The sequence below is a fragment of the Caloranaerobacter longqiensis genome, from assembly GCF_050286925.1.
Classification (GTDB): Bacteria; Bacillota; Clostridia; order Tissierellales; family Thermohalobacteraceae; genus Caloranaerobacter.
Map to the genome: position 1 here is coordinate 1 of NZ_JBFWFX010000027.1, position 19,005 is coordinate 19,005.

Below are 19,005 nucleotides of genomic sequence, written 5' to 3' on the forward strand. Positions count from 1 at the left end.
CGAGGCAGGTACAAAGTACCCTACAATACAAAGAGCCATTTCATTTTACTTTTTTTCCTCCAAGATAAAAAAGCCTCTTACGAGGCAGGTACAAAGTACCCTACAATACAAAGAGCCATTTCATTTTACTTTTTTTACTTCTTTGACATAATAATTTACTAATTGTTTTGATATTCCTAGTTCTTCAGCGATCTCTACTTGTTTATATCCCTTGTCTAACAATTCTTTTATCTTTTCTAACTTGTCTTTTTTCTGTTGCTGTCTATTAGTTAAACCATCTTTATTTCTACGTTCAGCTTTACGTCTTTCATTATTACGCCTGTATTTTTCTTTAGTTCCAATAATAGATTTTAAATGTCTCTGTTCCTCTTCTGTTATGTTTAATAATTCAATTAAAGTGCTATTTTTATACTTGTATTCTTTATCAGCTGACTTATAAGCTTTTTCTGCACTTTTAGTATCTCTCAATACTTCTTTTATCGTTAGAGGCTCTTTAAAACGATTATTTAACTCTAAAACATCATTTAAAGCTTCTTCTGGATCCTCTTTAAAACAACATGTCCAATAACGATATAAAAATAAGATTATTTCTCTATATCCCTTAAGGTCCCAATTTCTTAACTCACATAACTTTATAATATCTAATATTCTAGCATGATAAAGACTGTATTCATTGTAAAGACTTACAATTTTTTTAGGCCTACCTTTTTTCTTTTTATGTGTTAATTCTGGCAAATATTCTTTTTGTATTTCTCTAAGAGTATATATGTAGTCGAAACTATCTATTATCTTAACTTGTGTTCCAGTTTTTGAATTAATTGATCCAACTAACCGTAATACCCGAGTAGGATCAATAGCCATTCTATCTGCCCCAAATTCTTTTATTTGATCATACAAATACTTTTGAATAGCTCTCCATAAAGGTAATGCTTTGTACGGTACTGGCTCTATAATCCAAATTAAATATAAACCTCTTCCTGAATCTATTATCAAATTTGACCGAGGAATTTTTCGATTAAAATAATCTTCCTCCAGGAAATAAATAACATCTTCTTTGGAGTATTTAGTATTATAACAATCTAAATCTATATAACAAGCCCTTAACTGCCTCAGTGTCTCTATTCGACGTTGAGGTTTATAAAAAGTATTTTGGCTTATGTAAACATTTACAAGTTCCTTAACTTCCTGCAATTCTTCCAGAAGTTTATTATATTTATAATGCCTCTGTTTATAGTTACCATCAGTTTTTGTAGCTAACGTAATCCAGCCATCCGCCTTAAATTCATGTATAACCTCTATATGTTTAGAGCTTTGAGATAACAACTTATCTAGATCCATTTTTAATTGCTCCATAGAAAAAAGCCCCCTTTAAAAATTCCATAGAGGACTTTTTATATGCATCTTGAATTAAATACTATATTTATGGTATATTATAATAAAAGAGCATATAAAAAGTCCTATGGATAACCCCTCTATTGGTTTGACTGGCCTGGAGGGGTTATTGCTTTTTTTGTTTCTTTTCTTAATTTCGATAATAATTTACAAAATCCTGCTATTTTATAAATTGTTTTAATACATGTATGTCTCTTTCATTTTCTGCTTCTTTATGGATTATAAACTTCAAAGTATCTTTTATGTCTTTTAATTCTTGTTTTGTTTCAGTTCTAAATTCAGTCAAATCAGCAGTTTGCTCATTAATTGCATCAAGTTTATTTTCTATACTGTCAAGTCTTTTAATAGTTTCTTTTTGGTTTTCCTTTAATTCTTTCAATTCATCAAGTATTTGATTTAACAACTTTTCCATAATTCCAACTCCTTTTATTTTTTCTTAACCCATTCTATTTTGTAGCCTATTATTTCAGCTATATCTAGAGCTTCTTTATATTTAAGAGTTCCTCTAGATAACTTATTGCTGAGATTTTGAACACTATAATGATTGCCTGTTTTCTCACTTAAAGCCTTTGCTATATCTGTTATGGTCCATCCTTCTTTAACTATTATCGATTTAATTTCATTCTTAATAGTCATTGTTTCACTTCCTTTATAAGAAATCTGCTGTATTAATTCAATTATACTTAAGAATTAACAGTTAATCAACTATATAAAATTTTACACCATATTATTTAAAATTATTCTTGATTTTTTTAAATATATTCGTGTAAAATTAAACTATATAGTTTAATTATGTTGAGAAAATGTTTAAAAAAAGGAGGGAAATCATGTCAATTAAAAATTTATGTTCACGTATGGCTGAAGATTCTATATCTAAGTGTGTCGAAATGCTTTTTATGGATCCTTATTATAAAGAGTTAGTTGACAGGTATTCAGCATTATTTAACGAATTAATAACTTATATTCCTGCAAAACATAAGAAAAATCTACTAGACAAAATGGAAGAATTAGAAGACGACATTACATATTTATCTCAATTAGCAATATAAATATATAAGCAAGGTGTAAAAGATGGCATAGAACTTATGAAACAATTCAGTTAAAGAGGACAAGCTCAAAACATTAGAAATTATCAAAACCTTATGATAAAAAGGCAGAAACTTATGTTAAAAGGTTATGATTTTAATGAAAGTAAAATTGCGCCTCGACTTGGATGTTTAAATTATAAACAAAGATTAAAATTTATAGATACAATGGAAAAAAGAATACTAGAGGATCGAAAACCATATGATAAAGAATATTTCTATTGGCTAGAAAACTTTTTACTACAAGAAAAAGATAATGCTACATCATTCGATAAGTACAAAGAGGTTATTTACTATCTTGAAAAACTTGAATGGATTAGAAAGAAAAATATAGAGCTTGTATATTCAGAAAAAGAGGAAGAATTATACCAAATGTTAAAGATGGCATTACCCAAAGAGTTACATAACACCTTAAATGAGTTAATTGATAATGCCACATATAGAGAATTAGAGCTGCATTGGTCAAAGGAGGATATGATTTTATGTTATTAATGACTGTAAAACAACGAGAAGTTTTAAAAAAGTATTATGGTGAAAAAGAGTGGGCAAGAATAGAAAAAGCTCTTAATCCTGAAACACCTAAAGAAGAAAAGGACCAAATGTTAAGAATGATACTTAGCAATCAATTAGTTAAACTCAAAAGGATAATAAGAAAAGAAGTTAATTTGCTAGAAAAATATTTAAAAGATAGACACCTAGCTTATAAAGAATTAAATGAAGAGAAAACAAAGACTTTTAAAAACTCTATAAAAATCCAAAATCTTACCAGGTTTATTGAAAATGTAGATGAAAATATCAATGTTATTCATAAAAATTTAGACCAATTAGCACCAATACTTATAACATTTATTAAAAATTATAATAGAGTAGCTACAGCTCATGATTTTGCTCAAATAATTGGAGCAAATATAAAATATATTGAAAAATATAGAAAAGATTACGAAGAAACAAATATAGATAAAAACAAAAGTTTCTTTTTTGACTTAGTATTTGTTTATAAAGCAGAGGCTAGATCTGACGATAAAGACAACAAAGATTTTATAAAAGATTTTACCAAAACACCTTTCTTTGAATGTATATATACTCATATGATGATGGAGTTGAAGAGAAATAGGAAGTTAAAACAAAAAACTAACGAAATATTAGAGGATCTATTCCCTGAAATTAGAGGTATGCAATATACCATTGAAAAGGATAAAGAAGGAAATATTGTTAAAATAGAAAAATACTATCCTCCTTTGAAACCTATTAAATAGTTAAACTATAACTTTAATGTAATGCTTTAAGGTATTCCCGTTTTAGTAATACCTTTGGAATTGCTATAATTTACGATTTTCGTACTTTCTATTTCAGATGTGTTTTAAATTCAATAAGAAAGGTTGGACTTAGGATCCAACCTTATTTTTCTTAATAGTAAATTATTTTAAATTTCTTCTTTTCTGCAAAGCTGCTTGAACCTTACCAAAAGTAACTTTACTTATTATAGGTTTATGATTACCTTTTTCTACTATGTCATTAAATCTAACTACTCCAGTATAAAAATCATTAGTTAGTATTTTATGAACTGATTGTTTAGTCCACTTATTCCCTCTTCCAGTTTTCAAACCTTTATCATTTAAACTATCAGCAATTTTTTGAAGTGAATTTCCTCTAAAGTAAAGTCTATATATTTCCTTTACGATTTTAGCTTTTTCCTCATCAATTACAACTACAGGGTTTTTCCCCTGCTCATTGTATTGATATTTATATCCAATTGGGCAATTTCCACTAGCTTTTTGTTTTTTCTCTTTAGCTTTAGCTCTTCTACCACTAACAAGTCTATCTGCTATTCTATTCTTTTCAAGTTCAGCAAATACAGCTACCATTTGCCTCATTGCCTTTGTCATGTAATCGTCACCATTAAGATTATCCTCATTAATAGATACTATTTCAGTATCATATATTTTTAATTCCTTCTCAATCCATAATTGAATAAATACATCTCTTGCAAGCCTATCCATTTTAGTTATTAGTATTTGGTCGACTTTGTTTTTCTTGCAATAATCAAGTAAAGCATTTAACCCTTGTCTTTTACTTATATCATTTGCTCCACTAATACCTTTATCTGAAAAAATATTTAATAATTTTATTTTGTTTTTTTTAGCATATTGTCTTATTTCTCTTTCTTGCATTTCTAATCCTTGGCCATGCTTAACCTGCTCCTCTGTCGATACTCTTATGTAACCAACAGCTGTGCACATTTTCAACACCACCTTTTATTCTTAATTTCATTTTACTATAATTTCCTTCTTGAGTCAAATCTTTTTTAAAAGAATAGACTTAAATTTAATTAATTTATTGAGTTAATCAAATTTATCAATGGTTTATCTATGTTATAAAATGCATTAATTCTTCATAACTTCAACAAAGAAATAAATTCCAATAGAATATAAATTAATATCTTATCGTCAATTCTTTAAGTCTTAAAGTTTAATAAATTCCTCTTGATGTATTTACCTTAAATATTTTCTAAAATCTAAATTGACGATATTCTTTTAAAAACCTTTATATTTACACACTTTATTAAGCATTATCCTATTTAAAATATAATAAAAAGCGCCTCTATGGACGCTAAATTTCTCCTAAAATTTCTTAATACAATAATCTCAAAAGTAGGTTTTTGTAGGTTTTTGAGGTTGATTCCCTTAATATTTGATAACTAACCTTAGCATTTCTTAGCAATGTTGCATTAATAATGTTGCAACTGCATAACATCTTGTTAATGTTAAATTCGCATAATCTATCTTATGCGAACTAATATAATTGAAGCAGTACCAGAAGCTCAGTCCAATTTTGGACTCACCTATTATTTAGATAGTCTTTGTATTGTTTACATAAAAAATAATGACAGGATAAAATATCCTATCATCAATCACCTGGTGTTATTTGTTTTCATTTTCTATAAACTCAATAATAGCTTTTTTAGGTATTCTAATTTTTCGGCCTATCTTAATACTTTTAATCTTTCCAGTATTAATTAATTCATATGCTTTATTCTTACCGATATTAAGTTTCTTTAGTAAGTTCATTTATGGTTAGCAACTTAGTTTCTTTATAACTATTGGTTTCTTTATAACTATTGGTTTCTTTATAACTATCAGTTCTATTAATTGTTTTAATTGATTTCTTTTCATTGTTATTCCTATATTCCTCTTCCTTTTTTATATCAATAGTTAAAGTTAAAGTAACTTTATATCTTCCCTCTATACCTAACACGACAAAATCACCTGTTTAAAGTTTAGTTTTAAATATATAAAGTAAACTTAAACCTAATATTATGACTTCTTCTGGTCCACCAGTTCTTGCTACTTTTAATGAATAACTTTTATTTTTAAATGGGAATAGCCATTTAACACCAGCTGGAGTTAATGTGTCAACTAATAAGTGTGAAATATAGCCTACCAATGCAGTAACAAAATAAACCTTATCAATAAGTAATATAGGAACAGTAAACAGAAAAGCTCCTAATAAAGAATGAGTATAACCATTTCTATGTTTTACTACCGCATTTATTGGTATAAAAAATTTACCTATTATGCTAGATGGATGATCAATATCTGCTAGAACACTTCCTAACGCAAGAAATATTATTACAAGTCCTATCGGTCTATTAATGATAAAATAATCCCTTAAAATCAAAAATAATGCTATATTTATTGAAATATGAGTATATCCTCTGAATGCAATCACTTCCTTTTTTTCTTAATAGTATTAACTTAAAGTAAAAAAAATAAACCAGGCTTAATTTGCCTGGTAGTTAATTAATCTAATGATGGTATAGGTATCTAACTTTCTCCTTCAAATGTAAGGGTGTCGTATTTCACGACACCCTCATTATAATTGCCTAAAGCAAGTTTTTATGTTACTTAAATCTTCTTTAACTTGAATAATTACTAAATCCTGTTGTATTGGAATTTTATGATCAGTAATAGCGATTATTATAGGAAACACTGGAAAGTATTTTTTATATTTGCCTGTTTTAAGAAGTTTTTTATATTTACTTATGTTTAACCCCTTATTTGAAATTTCAACCTCTACAAAAGCAATATAAGCCTTATTTTGGTATCTATAAGCTAATAGGCCATCTGGCCTTATATCATCAATTATAACTTCATTATCAAAATATTCTATTTCAAAACCTAACTTATGTATTTCTCTATAAAAGTCAGTTAAAAGCAGCCTATGTCTCAATTGCTTTGGCTTCTTAATGTAATACATATACTCCTGGTTAATGTAATATCTTTCCCTTTTAAGTTCTCTATGGCTTACTAAGGTCATTAATCTTCTCTGAGCTACCCTTAAAGAAGGATAAAACAATTCTGCTATTGTACTTGTAGTAGCAACTTTAAATTTTTTTATAAAATTTATAACCTCACGATCTCTTTTAGTAATCAAATTATTTTCCTCCTTTGAAAACCTTTAAAAAATCAAAGTTTTCAACTTCTCCTACCTTTTGAGTTCGTCGAATTTTTGTTGCTTTACTTTTACTATCTTTACGATAATATGGTTTTACTAAATCCCTAGCCTGTTGTGGAGTTATATTCATAGCTTGTATTTCAACTTCTCCTTTGTATTTTAGTATTCCATGCCCTTTGCCTTTTAGCTCCTCTAATCCTTTACAATCAATTATTATGCGACTGTTTAATTCATTCATTGTCTTAAGCCCTAATACTACTGGTACATTAGCTTTTATTCGGCCATTGAGTATTTTTGAGTCAGGTCTTTGAGTTGATATGATTAAATGAATACCACAAGCTCTGGCCTTTGCTGCAAGAGTTTCAATTATTGAAATGCTATCTTTTTCATTCTGCAAGTCAGCAAATTCATCTATTATGACAAGCTTATAATTTAGTTTATTCTTTCTGTACTTTCTGTTATATTCTTTTATGTCTACACAATTTTTCTCATAAAATAAGGTATATCTCCTATCTACCTCATCACTTAGTTTGTAAAGTATCTCTTCTGCTTCTTCTTTGGTCCTACTAAATGATTTTACTATCTTGCATTTACTAAATATTCCAAATTCTGCCCCTCTTTTTAAATCTATTAAATGAAGCTCCAAAACATTCGGATCCTTTGTCAATATTAAATTTGTTATAATGCCTCTTAATGTCGTACTTTTACCAGAGCCAGTTTCTCCAGCTATCAGCATATGTGGTTGGCCATCAGTTAAATCTACAGTCTCAATCTTACCTCCAAATGAGTAACCCACCGGAAATTCAACTATTGAATTAGTTTTAACTACTTCAAATTTATGTTTACTTAAAGATTTATTGTAAACTTCAATAATTAAAGTTTTGTGTTCATATCTAATCTTGATTTTTTTATCTAAATACTGCTCTATTGCAGTTTTGTTTTTTTCGAAGTCTTCTGTACTTAATCCAGCTGGTAAAGTGAATCTCAAATCATATCCATAAGGCGTTTTTTTCTTCCTTTTCAAAATAGGATAAACCTCTCCTTTGTATAATTTTAAATTTTCCCATAGTATCTTAAAACCTCTACTTTTATCCAATACATGATAGCCACAACTTGCAATACCTAATCCATATAGAAAATAGCCCCACACTGATAAATTAAACCAATTTAAACCTATAGAACCTGTAATTAAAGCCATTAATCCTATAGTAAATAGGTCAAGATTTTTTTTGCTTTGTTGCATTTTATTGCACCTCCTTTGATTATTTTTTTAGTTGGGCATTGGCTGGCCTGGGCGCTGGTGGCTGCGTGCGGCAGCTGCGAGCGGCTGTGCGAGCGGTGCGGCGGCAGCGCCGGGCGGGGGGCGAGAGTGCTGCTGGGGTATAGGAAGTTTTCGTACAAGTTAAAATGTTGTATTTTACCTATTCTTTTAGTCGTTCCGTTCGTATAGTTTTATGTATATCTCAACGAATAACCCAGCGTATAGTAAATTTTATGTAACACTATAAAAAATATTGCATGTCCTAATTAAAAATATTAATTATTAAACTGTATTAAAGACATAAAAAAGAGGCTCTCCAGCCTCTTAAATCTTTTTTTATAATTACACATTATAGGAAATTTAACTTGTTTCCTTTTTATATTGTAAATTTCAACATTTAAAAGCATTTTGATAAGGGGAATTATATTAAAATTTTAGTCGTTTTCTTATAATGTTAAAAAAGATTTCTATTTCACATTATAATACGTTATAATAAACCTTAAAATTGCAATTTATCTGACTTTTATTCTTTGATATTTACTCCATATTTTTTCAATTCTTTAATATAAGCTTCGAAACTTTCTTGTTTACTGAAAGTTATTTTTTCAAATTCTTCTCCATCAATTTTATAAGTAATTTCCATCATCCAATTATCAATAGAAACACTTAATCCTTTAACTTTAGCCAATTCCTCTACATTCCATATTTTTATTAACATCCTATTCTCTCCTTTTCTTGTGTTCGTAAAGTAAACAAATAGCTTCATCAACTATCTCATTGTAAGTTATATCCGGATTATCATAAATAAATACTTTAAGCTCCTGAAGTTTCTTTACTGTTGATGGTCTTAATGTATAACTTCTTTTAATGCTAAATTCTTCACTTCCTAAATTCTTAAATTCTTTACTTCTTAAATTCTTATCTTTTTTAGAATTTCTATTTAAACCTTCTAAAATTCCTCTACTGCCACTCATATGCTAACACCTCTTCCGCAAAGTTCATATAATCAATATATCCATTGCATGTTTTATTATAATAGATTATAGGTATTCTATTGTCTTGGGCATATTCTATTTGACTGTTTACTCTAATCACCGAATCAAACACTTTATCTCCAAAAGTTTTAATTAAATCACTCTTAATGCTTTTTGCTATATTTTTTCTTTTATCAAACATTGTAATTAAAACTCCCATTATTTCAAGTTGTGGTTTTAAATTATCTTGTATTAAAGTGATTGTGTTAAGTAAATGTTTAATTCCTTTTATGCTAAAAAATGAAGTTGCTACTGGTATTATTATACCATCAGAGGCTACCAAAGAATTAATGCTAAGCAACCCTAATGATGGAGGACAATCAATTAAAATAAAATCATAATCTTTTCTAATTTGCTCTAAAACTCGACTTAATATAGTTTCTCTACTTATTGCATTACTTAATGTAATCTCTGCATTACTTAACGTAATATCTGAAGGTAATACATGAAGTCTTTCATAAGAAGTTTCCTGTATAACTTCTAAAATTCTTTCCTTCTTAACTTTTTTCTCTGTTAATAGGTCGTAAATAGTTATTTCTAATTCTTCATCATCTATGCCAACACTTACTGTTGTATTGGCTTGAGGATCCATGTCTACCAATAAAACTTTTTTCCCTTTTTCAGCTAGTGCAGCTCCAAGATTAACTGTAGTTGTACTTTTCCCTATTCCGCCTTTCTGATTAAAAATACTAATAATTCTACACATAACCCTATTCCCCCTTTTTTTATTTCTAAATTCTTGACTTCTTAAATTCTTTAATTCCTAAATTCTTAAATTCTTAAATTTTTTACTTCTTAAATTCTTACATTCCTTCCTTTTCTATTACCTTATTAATTAATTCTCTCACAACTTCTTCTACTTCTTTATTTTCTTTTATCGCTTTTTCTGCTAACTTGAAATATTTATCTTCTATTGCAGCTGTCAATATTTCTCGTACTAATTCATTAACTTGTCTTCCTTCTATCATTGTTTTTAGTTTTAAAGCCTTTTCTATTACTGGAGTCAATATAAAAGTCTTTCTTACAATTTCACCTTCTTCCCACTTTTGAGGCCTACCTCTTAATTCTTTTTTATCGCTCATTAAGCAATCACCTCCTGGTATTTTCATTATATTTATATAATATCTTACTTATGTTTATTTGTAAACTTTTATTTTTAATTTTTTTATGTTTATCTTTATTCGAATGAAATCCAATTCATTATTAGAAGATACAATTTTAAAATGCATTTAGAGGCTCTCATTTGCGTTTTAAGGGCCATTTCTATATTTAATATACCTATATAAACTATTAAGTGTAAAAAAATTAAAATCTGACCGTTTTATGAGGCCGTTATGTATAAAATGCTTTTATTTTTATCTTTTTTGATTCTTTATAATTGTTTTTTCTTCAAATCGTTCCAAAAAATATAAAAGTGCAATTTGCACCCCTTCGTTATAATATAAGGGTGCATTTTTGCACCCCTTCGTTCCAATTTCGTTCCAATTGTATTGCTTGGCATTACACATCTCTAACCTTTAATATGCCTATTCGTGTTTGTTTTGTTAATTTAAAGATTTCTAAATTTGGAACGTTTATATTTTAAAGTGTTAGCATTTGTTATCATTTGTTATAAAAAAACAACACAAACACAAATAAACAAAAATTAATTATATCGTTAAAAGTTTTACCGTTACAAATGGTAATTTATCATATTTCAATTCTTTATACTCCAGTTTATAACTTATATGTAGCTTGCACTGTATTTAACGTTTTTTAGTTTTAAATAACGATATAATAATATTCCCCCTTTTACTTCATTTAGGGAATTTTCTTTAAGCGAAGGTGGGCGTGCGGTTTCGCAGCTCAAGGTTGTAAAAAATTAACCCCCCCTACCCCCTGTAACAACATTAAACTGGATTTTAAAAACAATTTCCTATATGGAAAACTATATAGATTGTTTATATAGAAAAGAATTAATAGAATAGCCTCTTATTAGTAAATCCATTTTAATTTCTCATAAAATCAGTTCTTTAAAATAAATCCATTTCTTTTTATCTAATTCATTTTATCTTTTATTCTTCTATTAATCCATAACATCCAACTATTAAAAATCTATTTGATACTACCAGAAGTAGTTGCAAAGATATAGACTAATCTTCTTACCCATTATAGAAATATATTTAATCTTCCAGCTAGAAATATTTAATGATTAAATAAGACATCATATTCCAATTTACCCCATTTATGAAATAAAACGAATTTTATGTGAAAAAGACTGCCCGCACGGTTTCCAATGAAAAGTTGTAGAAATTTCACCCCCCTAGGGGTTATTTCAAAATTACATGCTTTTATTTTTTAAAACGAGTCTCTATAATTCCATTGTTTATAAGATTATATTCTATAAAATCTATTGCTATCTTCTCTAGTTCTTTATATCTCCTATGACTTAACCTATATTCTTTTTTATAACTGCTATAGTCTTACCGTTGAGTCTTTCCTTCACAATGAGTAACGCTAGAAGTAGTTCTAAATCTGAGCTAGGATAAAATATAAATGTATCAATAAACCTAATTATTCCTTGTATCTTTCTAAGTCTTTCTACATATTCCTCTTTCTTCTCTTTTATAACCTCTATACTGGAGATTTTATATAATTCTCACATCTTATATAAGTTGTATCAACAGCTTTATTCTCTGTTAGCCCATTAATAAGTTCTATATATTTATACTTTAAATCTTTTAACTCTCTATAGTAATCATAAAAAGTCTGCAATAAACCACCTCTTCTCAATAATTGTAAAGTGAAACCTTGTGTTTCTAAATTTGATGATATTAACGTCTATTTTTATATATTCCTCCTTCTATTTCAAGTTTTAAGTATTTAGTGTCTATCTTAATCTTCAGCCCAAATAAAATTATGCATAATACACTAGTTGCTATTCCTAAAATTAAATATAACAATGCATATGATATAAAATTTAAAACATTGATAATGGTTTTTAGCATCATTTAACATCCTTTCTCAAAATTTTATGTAGATCTATCCAATATTGCGATTGCGGTTTTTTTAGAAATCCTATACTCACTTTTAAAAACAAAAAATGCAGATTTTTGCTAAATCAAAATTTTAGCAAGTTCTGCATTTTTAACAATCCTCTTATTTTTAAAAATCCGCCATAGATAAATATCTAATGGCATATTTCTTATAAGCAAAAATGTTGTTTGTTGATTTATATTTTTTATTATATCAAATCTTGATTGCTGCTAAGTTTTTATTTTTGCAGTAAATTCATTTTTTAATTTATGAACGAACTGCATTGATTTTATATAATCCTTTATTAAAAATACATTTTTAAACGCTCATATTTGAATTTTAAGGCTTGTTTTTTTGTTAGGTAATAATTTTAAAATGGCTTGTCCATAAAAAACGCTTATATGGGCTTTTAAAACGTTCTATTATTGTTTTTTGTTCTGAACTGATGAGTATTTTTTTACTATGTTAAATACTGTCCCTACTGCTAATTCAACATATTATAATTATATCATATGATATGTTGCACTGAAAAACACTAAATAAAAAAGATGATTTTTAAAATCATCTTTTATACAAGTTATATCAATGTTTTAAGGTTTTAGGTGACTGCAACACAATATAAATTTTGTTGCACTGAGTAAAAAAATAAAAAAGCTTTAAAAAAATAAATATCTTTTTATATGCTTTAAAAATGATTTTATGGTACTCTTTTTTATATCTTATCATATATTGCAATATACCATAAAAAAGTAGTATATTAAATTTCTTTCGTTTATAAAAACTCCTGCTTAAATATTACACTCTTTATATCTAGAATGTTGATCAAAATCAACATCTTTTAAGATTCCTTTTTTAAAATTATTATTATAAAGGCTACTTTTTATTAGAAATCAAAATATCCACATTAGCTTAAGAATTACTATTTAGACGTAATTTTAATACAATAATAGATAGCAACATAAAGAACACTATTAAGATACTCATATATTTAAATATGTTTAATATATAAATATGATTTATTACTATTCCTGTTACTAAAATACCTAAAGGTCCTGCTGCATTGATAATGGAATTTGAAACAGAAAAAATAAATCCTTTAATTTCCTCCTTAGAATGATTCTGTAATAAAGTTTTATAGTGAACATCCATTAGAGCTTTAGAAAAAGCATATATAAATAATATAAGTGTAAATTGTTGAATTTGAGTTAAAAAAGATAAAATAGCTAAAATAAAAGAAATTAATATTGAATAAATTATTATATAGTTAGTAGGTTTTGATGACTCTCTGATATATTTTGCAGATATTGCACCTAAAATTCCACCAGCAGAAAAAAAAGTAAGAATATATCCAAATAGTTTAGCATCATTAAATATTTCCTCACAAACTACAGGTATAATAAGAGACATAGGCCTTAATATAAAAGTCATATAAGTCATGAAAATTAATAAAACTAAATTGGCTCTATTATTTGTTATATATGTATAATTATTTTTCAGTAATTCAACAACATTAGTTTTAGATGGCTCAATATTAGTGCTTTTTAATATTAGTTTTTTAGTTAATGATAACATTAAGATTAATGCAAAAATATAACTAACTCCATCAAACATAAAGTTATAACTATAATCAAACTTAGTAATCAGGATACTTCCAACAGGTGGTCCTATTACACCTGCAATATAATAAAATAATTCATTAAAAGCATTAATAGCTCTCCTTTTATCAACTTCAACAATACTTGTTATAATAGATTCTATAGAAGGTTTATATAAAGCTGTAAGGATTGAAATAAAAATAGTTCCTGTGTAAAGATGCCACATTTTAATAAGATTATATTTAGCTAAGAAGAATAATGCAATTAATATTATTGCTCTTAAAATATCTGAAATAATCAGTATTTTCTTAATAGAGTATCTGTCAATAACCCATCCCCCAAAAGAACCTACTATAAATATAGGCAATGATTGACAAAGTATTATTATACTTAATGATACAGATGAATCAGTTAGTTTAGTTGTTAAAAAAATTGTTCCAATATACCCTGCAAGAGTACCTATTCTAGAAAAGAATAATGATAATACTAATTTCACCATAATATTTACTACTCTCCTACATGCATATTTTCTAAATACCAGTAGAAAATAGCTTTTGATAAGTAACACATAATCTCTCTATGATTTTCTAAAGATACAGTTTCCCCGTTATGATCAATAGGACACCCTAGAGTACAGAACCTAGCGAAAGTACATTTATTACATTTCTCTATATTATTGAATCTACGATTATTCCAATCTAAAAAAGGAAATTTATTATAAATAGATATATCTAAATCAAATACAGATAAAAAAGTATATTTTTCATCTTTTATCAAAAAAGGACACGGACCAATTTTTCCTTCTGGAGATACAGCTAAAATATTACCACAATGTTTGCAATCTTTAGGTATTTGATATAAATTGTCAGGAATAAATTTCCTAATAGATCTCCCAACTCTATCTTCCCATACACCTAGTTCGAGGGCTTTTGAAAAAGCTTGAATCAGTTTATCTGAAAGCATTTTATAAGAAATATCATCATTTAGATAGTTCACGTTAAAACCTATTGATGGTATATTATAGTTTTTATTAAGCCATTCAACAATTTCAGGCAATAATTCAATATTATCCTTCGTTATGGTACATGATACTCCAAATTTTTTATTTAAAGCTTTATAAGTATTCATTGCTTTTATGACTGTATCATAAGAATTATAACTATCCGAATAGCGATATTTATTATGAATACTTTCATTGCCATCAAATGAAAATGTAACATTAATATCTAATTTATCAAAAATATTTATTATATTTTCATCAATGTTAAATCCATTAGAGACAACTTTCAAATTAATTTCTTTGTTAGAATAACCTTTCTTTCTTATATAATTTCCTATGTATATTATTAAATCTTTGTTTAATAATGGTTCTCCACCATAAAAATGCAGTTCATTCTGTTTCTTTAAAAAGTCTTCTTGATTTAAAAAGAAATCAACTGCCTTTATAGCTATATCTTTAGGCATGTTACTAGCAGTTGATTTATCTTTTCTAATTTTACAGTATGAGCATTGCAAATTACAGTTATAAGTTGTAAAAAGAACTAATTTTCTTATAGTTTTCCCTTGAAAATCTTTTGCAACTAATTTCAAATAATCTTCTTTATCTTCATCTGAAATCAATATATACTTTTCCAATAATTTTGATATAATCTCTTTATTAAAGTATTCTAATAGTTCTGTAACTGATAAATTTCTACTATTGTATTTAGGTAACAATCTTTTGGGGACTTTAAAACATGTCAATAATGCACGATTAAATAGATATAGATTATTATTATAACTTACTAACTCTACTTCATCAGGTAAAAAGTATTGATTTATTTTTATCATATTAAACAGACCCTTTCATGAATATAGGTAATATATCTGTTTCAATATATGGCAAAATATCACAACTTATCCTATCTATTTCATTTAATGATTTAGTAAGCAGATAAGAATCTGCTCTGCAACCAGCCCCGCAAAGCTCTAAATATTTGCAGTCTAAACATTTTTCAGATATTTGTGATACTTTTAAGTTGATAAAATCATTGAATTTAGTATTTTGGGTAATTTCCTTGATAGATTGCTCTTTAATATTACCAAAGTTTAATGGCAATGATGGGCAAAATCCTACATCTCCATTTCCCCGAATTGTTATTGATCCAATATTGTAATTGCAAGGATGTTCGTTTGCATCAAACTTAATTATTTTACCATTTATAAGTTCAGGTTTAAATAAATTCTTAACTTCTATTCTAAAAGGCATATTATCCTTTTTATATATCTCTAATAATTTTTTTATTTCACTAACTATTTTTTCATTGGAAACATAAAGTTCATCATGTGTCTTTGTATACCGTCCTCTAAAAAATGGCATATCTATTTTCCATTGATAGAAAGAATCTAGAGTTTTAAGAGAATTGTATATATCTATTAATTCATTATAATTATGCCTTGTAATAATAGTATTAATAGATATAGGTATTCCCTTTGTGTCAGAAATTGTTTTAATTCTTTCCCATAAATAATCTGAATCATTTATCAATCTGTTCTTTTTATTACCATTAAAACCATCAAAACTAATTCTTATTTCTTCAATATTATCATAGTAACTTAATTTAAGTATATCACTGTTTTTAATTAATAATCCATTAGTTAATATTTTAATCTTTCTATGTCTAACTAGATCTAGGATATCATAAAAATCATCTCTAAGAAAAACTTCTCCACCTGAAAACGTATAATTTAACGTATCTGTCCCTAATTCTTCAATTTCATTTATCACTCTTTTAATTATATCAAAAGATAAATCTTGGTCAGTTGTCTTAATACTATCATTTTCATAATAAAAACAGTATTTGCAATTAAGATTACACGCTTGAGTAATATCGAAATGAACATGTCCAATATTATACATATTTTATCCCCTTTTCGTTATTATTTTATTGCATTATTATTATATTACTATAAATTATGATATGAGTTAATTAAATAGTAGGGTGATATCACCCTACTATTTAATTAACTGAATTATACTGTATCAGCTAATTGCCCTCCTATTATGCATTTAATAGTTTTACCTTTAGCAGTTAAATCTTCTTCTTTTCTAGTATTTACTTTCTTCATTAATTCTGATAAAGAAATATCTTTTTCCATACGTTTTTCCATATGTTTTCACCTCCTTAGAAATTTTATACTTTTCTATGCATAGAAAGTATAACAAATAAAAATACTTAAAAACATAATATCATATATAAAATGAAAAATTTGTAGAAATTTGTAATATTGATAATTTTTTTTATTTTTTCTCACCATACTCCAAATAATTTTCGCTTTTACCCTAATTCAAATTTGATTTGATAGATATATCTTAAAAATGAAGATAAAAAAGATTAGAACTACTGCTATTATATCTTGTAAAAATTTCTATTTCTAATTCAGGATTATTTTGAACATGAATAAATTGTAAAGTTAAGCTTACCTAATAAAATAACTTATTTTGAATTTCTGGTGGTAGTTCGAAAAATCTCATGCCATTTAAAAATTTATATTTTTCTAATCCTGTTAAACTAAATTTATTATTTAAAAACCTATAAACCACTAACAATCTATGTTGACCATCAATAACATTACTTACATGAGGAACTCTAGTAGTGTCAGATGCAAGATATATTGTTGACATTGGAATACCAGCTAGTAAAGATTCAATTAATAGACTTTCATCTTTTCTAGTAAATTTATATTCTCTCTGATAAAATGGTTTTAAGTTTATGCCTCCAAGGTCATTATTGCCATTTTCTATTTCCATACAAATAGTTTTTAAATTTAAATTTGTAATATTAGACTCAACTTTCCATTTTTCTAACTTAGTAATATCAGTTTTTTTGCATCTTAAATCCTCCTTATAGTTAATTGTTCATTTGTTCATGAATTATTTTTCATACGTAAATTTAATCGAGTAGGAGGTAGATGATTAATTCATCTACCGACCTCTCACACCACCGTACGTACCGTTCGGTATACGGCGGTTCATTAGGTTAAGTTCAATTTCTTATACTGCATAGAAAGTGATTTGAGACCTTGATTTAACCAATACTGGTTATTCAAGGTCTTACTTAATATAGGACTATTAGATATACGCCAGTAACCCTTTCGGGTATTAGCATATTGCCATGCCTTATACTCTGGAATTCCTAATCTTTTGAGGTTCTTAAACCTCGTTTTAACCTTCTTCCATTGTTTCCAAAAACATGCTCTTAATCTTCTCCTAGTCCATTGGTCTATCTTCTTTAATTTCGCTTTCATGTCTGCTATTTTGAAATAGTTTACCCAACCAACTATTAGAAAGTTTAGTCTTTCTATTCTTATCTCCATACTTATTCCTGTATTTCTATTTGTAATTTTCCTTATTCTATCTTTTAATCTCTTTATGCTTTTCTCATGGGGTCTTATTCTTATCTCACCCTCTTTATAATAAAAGGAAAATCCTAAAAATTTCCTTCTCCATGGTCTATCGACTGCACTCTTTTCTTTATTAACCTTTAGTTTTAACCTTTTCTCTAGGAATTTTGTTATACTTTCCATGACCCTTTTCCCTGCTCTTTGGCTTTTGACATAAATGTTGCAGTCATCGGCATACCTACAGAACTTATGCCCTCTTGCTTCGAGTTCTTTATCTAATACATCTAAAAGGATATTGCTAAGTAATGGACTGATTGGTCCTCCTTGCGGAGTTCCTTCTTCTGTTTTTGTGTATAATCCTCCTATCATCACTCCTGACTCTAGATATTTACGTATCAGTCTTAATACTCTTTTATCTTTTATTTTCTTTGCTAAAATTGACATGAGAATATCATGGTTAACCCTATCAAAGAATTTTTCAAGGTCTATATCTACTACCCATGTATATCCTTCATTTATATATTCTTTTGCATTCTTTACTGCCATGTGAGCATTTCTGCCAGGTCTGAATCCATAACTGTTTTCCGAAAATTCTTTGTCGTAGACTTTTATTAATATTTGTGTTATTGCTTGTTGTATAAATCTATCTACTACCGTAGGTATTCCTAAAAGTCTAACTCCTCCGTTTGGCTTTGGAATTTCCACTCTCCTAACTGGTTGAGGCTTATATTTCTCCATAGCTATTTCTTCTATTAAGGTTTTACCATGTTGTTTTAGGAAAGGTA

General features: G+C 27.3%; 24 protein-coding genes. 3 read left to right on the forward strand and 21 right to left on the reverse strand.

Going from position 1 to position 19,005, the window contains the following annotated elements; translation table 11 throughout:
* Window positions 1-120 precede the first annotated feature (120 nt).
* The 3 genes from AB4Y15_RS12910 to AB4Y15_RS12920 form a co-directional block, all read right to left on the reverse strand.
* On the reverse strand, window positions 121-1,353 hold the full coding sequence (locus AB4Y15_RS12910; protein WP_427340758.1) for a DNA-binding response regulator: 1,233 nt from the start codon (window positions 1,351-1,353) through the stop codon (window positions 121-123).
* Window positions 1,354-1,552: 199 nt separating this feature from the next.
* Window positions 1,553-1,804 (reverse strand): hypothetical protein, encoded by a 252-nt coding sequence (locus tag AB4Y15_RS12915; RefSeq protein WP_427340759.1) that lies wholly within the window; start codon window positions 1,802-1,804, stop codon window positions 1,553-1,555.
* Between the two features lie 14 nt (window positions 1,805-1,818).
* A complete protein-coding gene (locus AB4Y15_RS12920) occupies window positions 1,819-2,028 on the reverse strand; it encodes a DUF6471 domain-containing protein (RefSeq protein WP_427340760.1) in 210 nt (69 codons plus the stop codon).
* Window positions 2,029-2,219: 191 nt separating this feature from the next.
* Between AB4Y15_RS12920 and AB4Y15_RS12925 the strand changes: the two genes are divergently transcribed.
* From AB4Y15_RS12925 to AB4Y15_RS12935, 3 genes are all read left to right on the forward strand, one after another.
* Entirely contained in the window at window positions 2,220-2,441 is a 222-nt protein-coding gene (locus AB4Y15_RS12925; protein WP_427340761.1) for a hypothetical protein, read from the forward strand.
* Between the two features lie 93 nt (window positions 2,442-2,534).
* Window positions 2,535-2,969: a hypothetical protein gene (locus tag AB4Y15_RS12930; protein ID WP_427340762.1), complete on the forward strand. Its 435-nt coding sequence runs from the start codon at window positions 2,535-2,537 to the stop codon at window positions 2,967-2,969.
* Window positions 2,960-3,733, forward strand: a complete 774-nt coding sequence (locus tag AB4Y15_RS12935) for a hypothetical protein (protein ID WP_427340763.1) — start codon at window positions 2,960-2,962, stop codon at window positions 3,731-3,733. The genes AB4Y15_RS12930 and AB4Y15_RS12935 overlap by 10 nt, the downstream gene beginning before the upstream one ends.
* Window positions 3,734-3,895: 162 nt before the next feature.
* Here AB4Y15_RS12935 and AB4Y15_RS12940 read toward each other — a convergent pair whose 3' ends face one another.
* From AB4Y15_RS12940 to ltrA, 18 genes are all read right to left on the reverse strand, one after another.
* Window positions 3,896-4,717, reverse strand: a complete 822-nt coding sequence (locus AB4Y15_RS12940; RefSeq protein WP_427340764.1) for a recombinase family protein — start codon at window positions 4,715-4,717, stop codon at window positions 3,896-3,898.
* A gap of 681 nt (window positions 4,718-5,398) precedes the next feature.
* Window positions 5,399-5,545 carry a helix-turn-helix domain-containing protein gene (locus tag AB4Y15_RS12945; protein WP_427340765.1) on the reverse strand — a complete coding sequence of 49 codons (147 nt, stop codon included), beginning with the start codon at window positions 5,543-5,545 and terminating at the stop codon, window positions 5,399-5,401.
* Entirely contained in the window at window positions 5,523-5,732 is a 210-nt protein-coding gene (locus AB4Y15_RS12950) for a hypothetical protein (protein ID WP_427340766.1), read from the reverse strand. The genes AB4Y15_RS12945 and AB4Y15_RS12950 overlap by 23 nt, the downstream gene beginning before the upstream one ends.
* Window positions 5,733-5,747: 15 nt before the next feature.
* Entirely contained in the window at window positions 5,748-6,206 is a 459-nt protein-coding gene (locus AB4Y15_RS12955; protein WP_427340767.1) for a metal-dependent hydrolase, read from the reverse strand.
* A gap of 144 nt (window positions 6,207-6,350) precedes the next feature.
* Window positions 6,351-6,911 (reverse strand): replication-relaxation family protein, encoded by a 561-nt coding sequence (locus AB4Y15_RS12960; protein ID WP_427340768.1) that lies wholly within the window; start codon window positions 6,909-6,911, stop codon window positions 6,351-6,353.
* 1 nt (window position 6,912) lies between these two features.
* Complete coding sequence (locus AB4Y15_RS12965; RefSeq protein WP_427340769.1) at window positions 6,913-8,175, reverse strand: FtsK/SpoIIIE domain-containing protein; 1,263 nt, start codon at window positions 8,173-8,175, stop codon at window positions 6,913-6,915.
* A 541-nt stretch (window positions 8,176-8,716) separates the two neighbouring features.
* A complete protein-coding gene (locus AB4Y15_RS12970) occupies window positions 8,717-8,911 on the reverse strand; it encodes a hypothetical protein (RefSeq protein WP_427340770.1) in 195 nt (64 codons plus the stop codon).
* 1 nt (window position 8,912) lies between these two features.
* Complete coding sequence (locus tag AB4Y15_RS12975) at window positions 8,913-9,167, reverse strand: hypothetical protein (protein ID WP_427340771.1); 255 nt, start codon at window positions 9,165-9,167, stop codon at window positions 8,913-8,915.
* Window positions 9,154-9,933, reverse strand: a complete 780-nt coding sequence (locus tag AB4Y15_RS12980; RefSeq protein ID WP_427340772.1) for a ParA family protein — start codon at window positions 9,931-9,933, stop codon at window positions 9,154-9,156. Before AB4Y15_RS12980 ends, AB4Y15_RS12975 begins: the two co-directional genes overlap by 14 nt.
* 97 nt (window positions 9,934-10,030) lie before the next feature.
* Entirely contained in the window at window positions 10,031-10,309 is a 279-nt protein-coding gene (locus tag AB4Y15_RS12985) for a hypothetical protein (protein ID WP_427340773.1), read from the reverse strand.
* A 1,531-nt stretch (window positions 10,310-11,840) separates the two neighbouring features.
* Complete coding sequence (locus AB4Y15_RS12990; RefSeq protein WP_427340774.1) at window positions 11,841-11,981, reverse strand: hypothetical protein; 141 nt, start codon at window positions 11,979-11,981, stop codon at window positions 11,841-11,843.
* 59 nt (window positions 11,982-12,040) lie between these two features.
* On the reverse strand, window positions 12,041-12,214 hold the full coding sequence (locus tag AB4Y15_RS12995) for a hypothetical protein (RefSeq protein WP_427340775.1): 174 nt from the start codon (window positions 12,212-12,214) through the stop codon (window positions 12,041-12,043).
* Window positions 12,215-13,151: 937 nt separating this feature from the next.
* The gene (locus AB4Y15_RS13000) at window positions 13,152-14,336 is read right to left on the reverse strand and encodes an MFS transporter (RefSeq protein WP_427340776.1); all 1,185 of its coding nucleotides are present in this window, start codon (window positions 14,334-14,336) and stop codon (window positions 13,152-13,154) included.
* Window positions 14,337-14,344: 8 nt separating this feature from the next.
* Entirely contained in the window at window positions 14,345-15,667 is a 1,323-nt protein-coding gene (locus AB4Y15_RS13005) for a radical SAM protein (RefSeq protein ID WP_427340777.1), read from the reverse strand.
* Window position 15,668: 1 nt separating this feature from the next.
* Window positions 15,669-16,736: a radical SAM protein gene (locus AB4Y15_RS13010; RefSeq protein WP_427340778.1), complete on the reverse strand. Its 1,068-nt coding sequence runs from the start codon at window positions 16,734-16,736 to the stop codon at window positions 15,669-15,671.
* A gap of 113 nt (window positions 16,737-16,849) precedes the next feature.
* On the reverse strand, window positions 16,850-16,987 hold the full coding sequence (locus tag AB4Y15_RS13015) for a hypothetical protein (RefSeq protein ID WP_427340779.1): 138 nt from the start codon (window positions 16,985-16,987) through the stop codon (window positions 16,850-16,852).
* A 313-nt stretch (window positions 16,988-17,300) separates the two neighbouring features.
* Entirely contained in the window at window positions 17,301-17,627 is a 327-nt protein-coding gene (locus tag AB4Y15_RS13020) for a DUF262 domain-containing protein (RefSeq protein ID WP_427340780.1), read from the reverse strand.
* Window positions 17,628-17,851: 224 nt separating this feature from the next.
* A partial coding sequence (gene ltrA / locus AB4Y15_RS13025) for a group II intron reverse transcriptase/maturase (protein WP_427340781.1) occupies window positions 17,852-19,005 on the reverse strand: 1,154 nt, incomplete at its 5' end.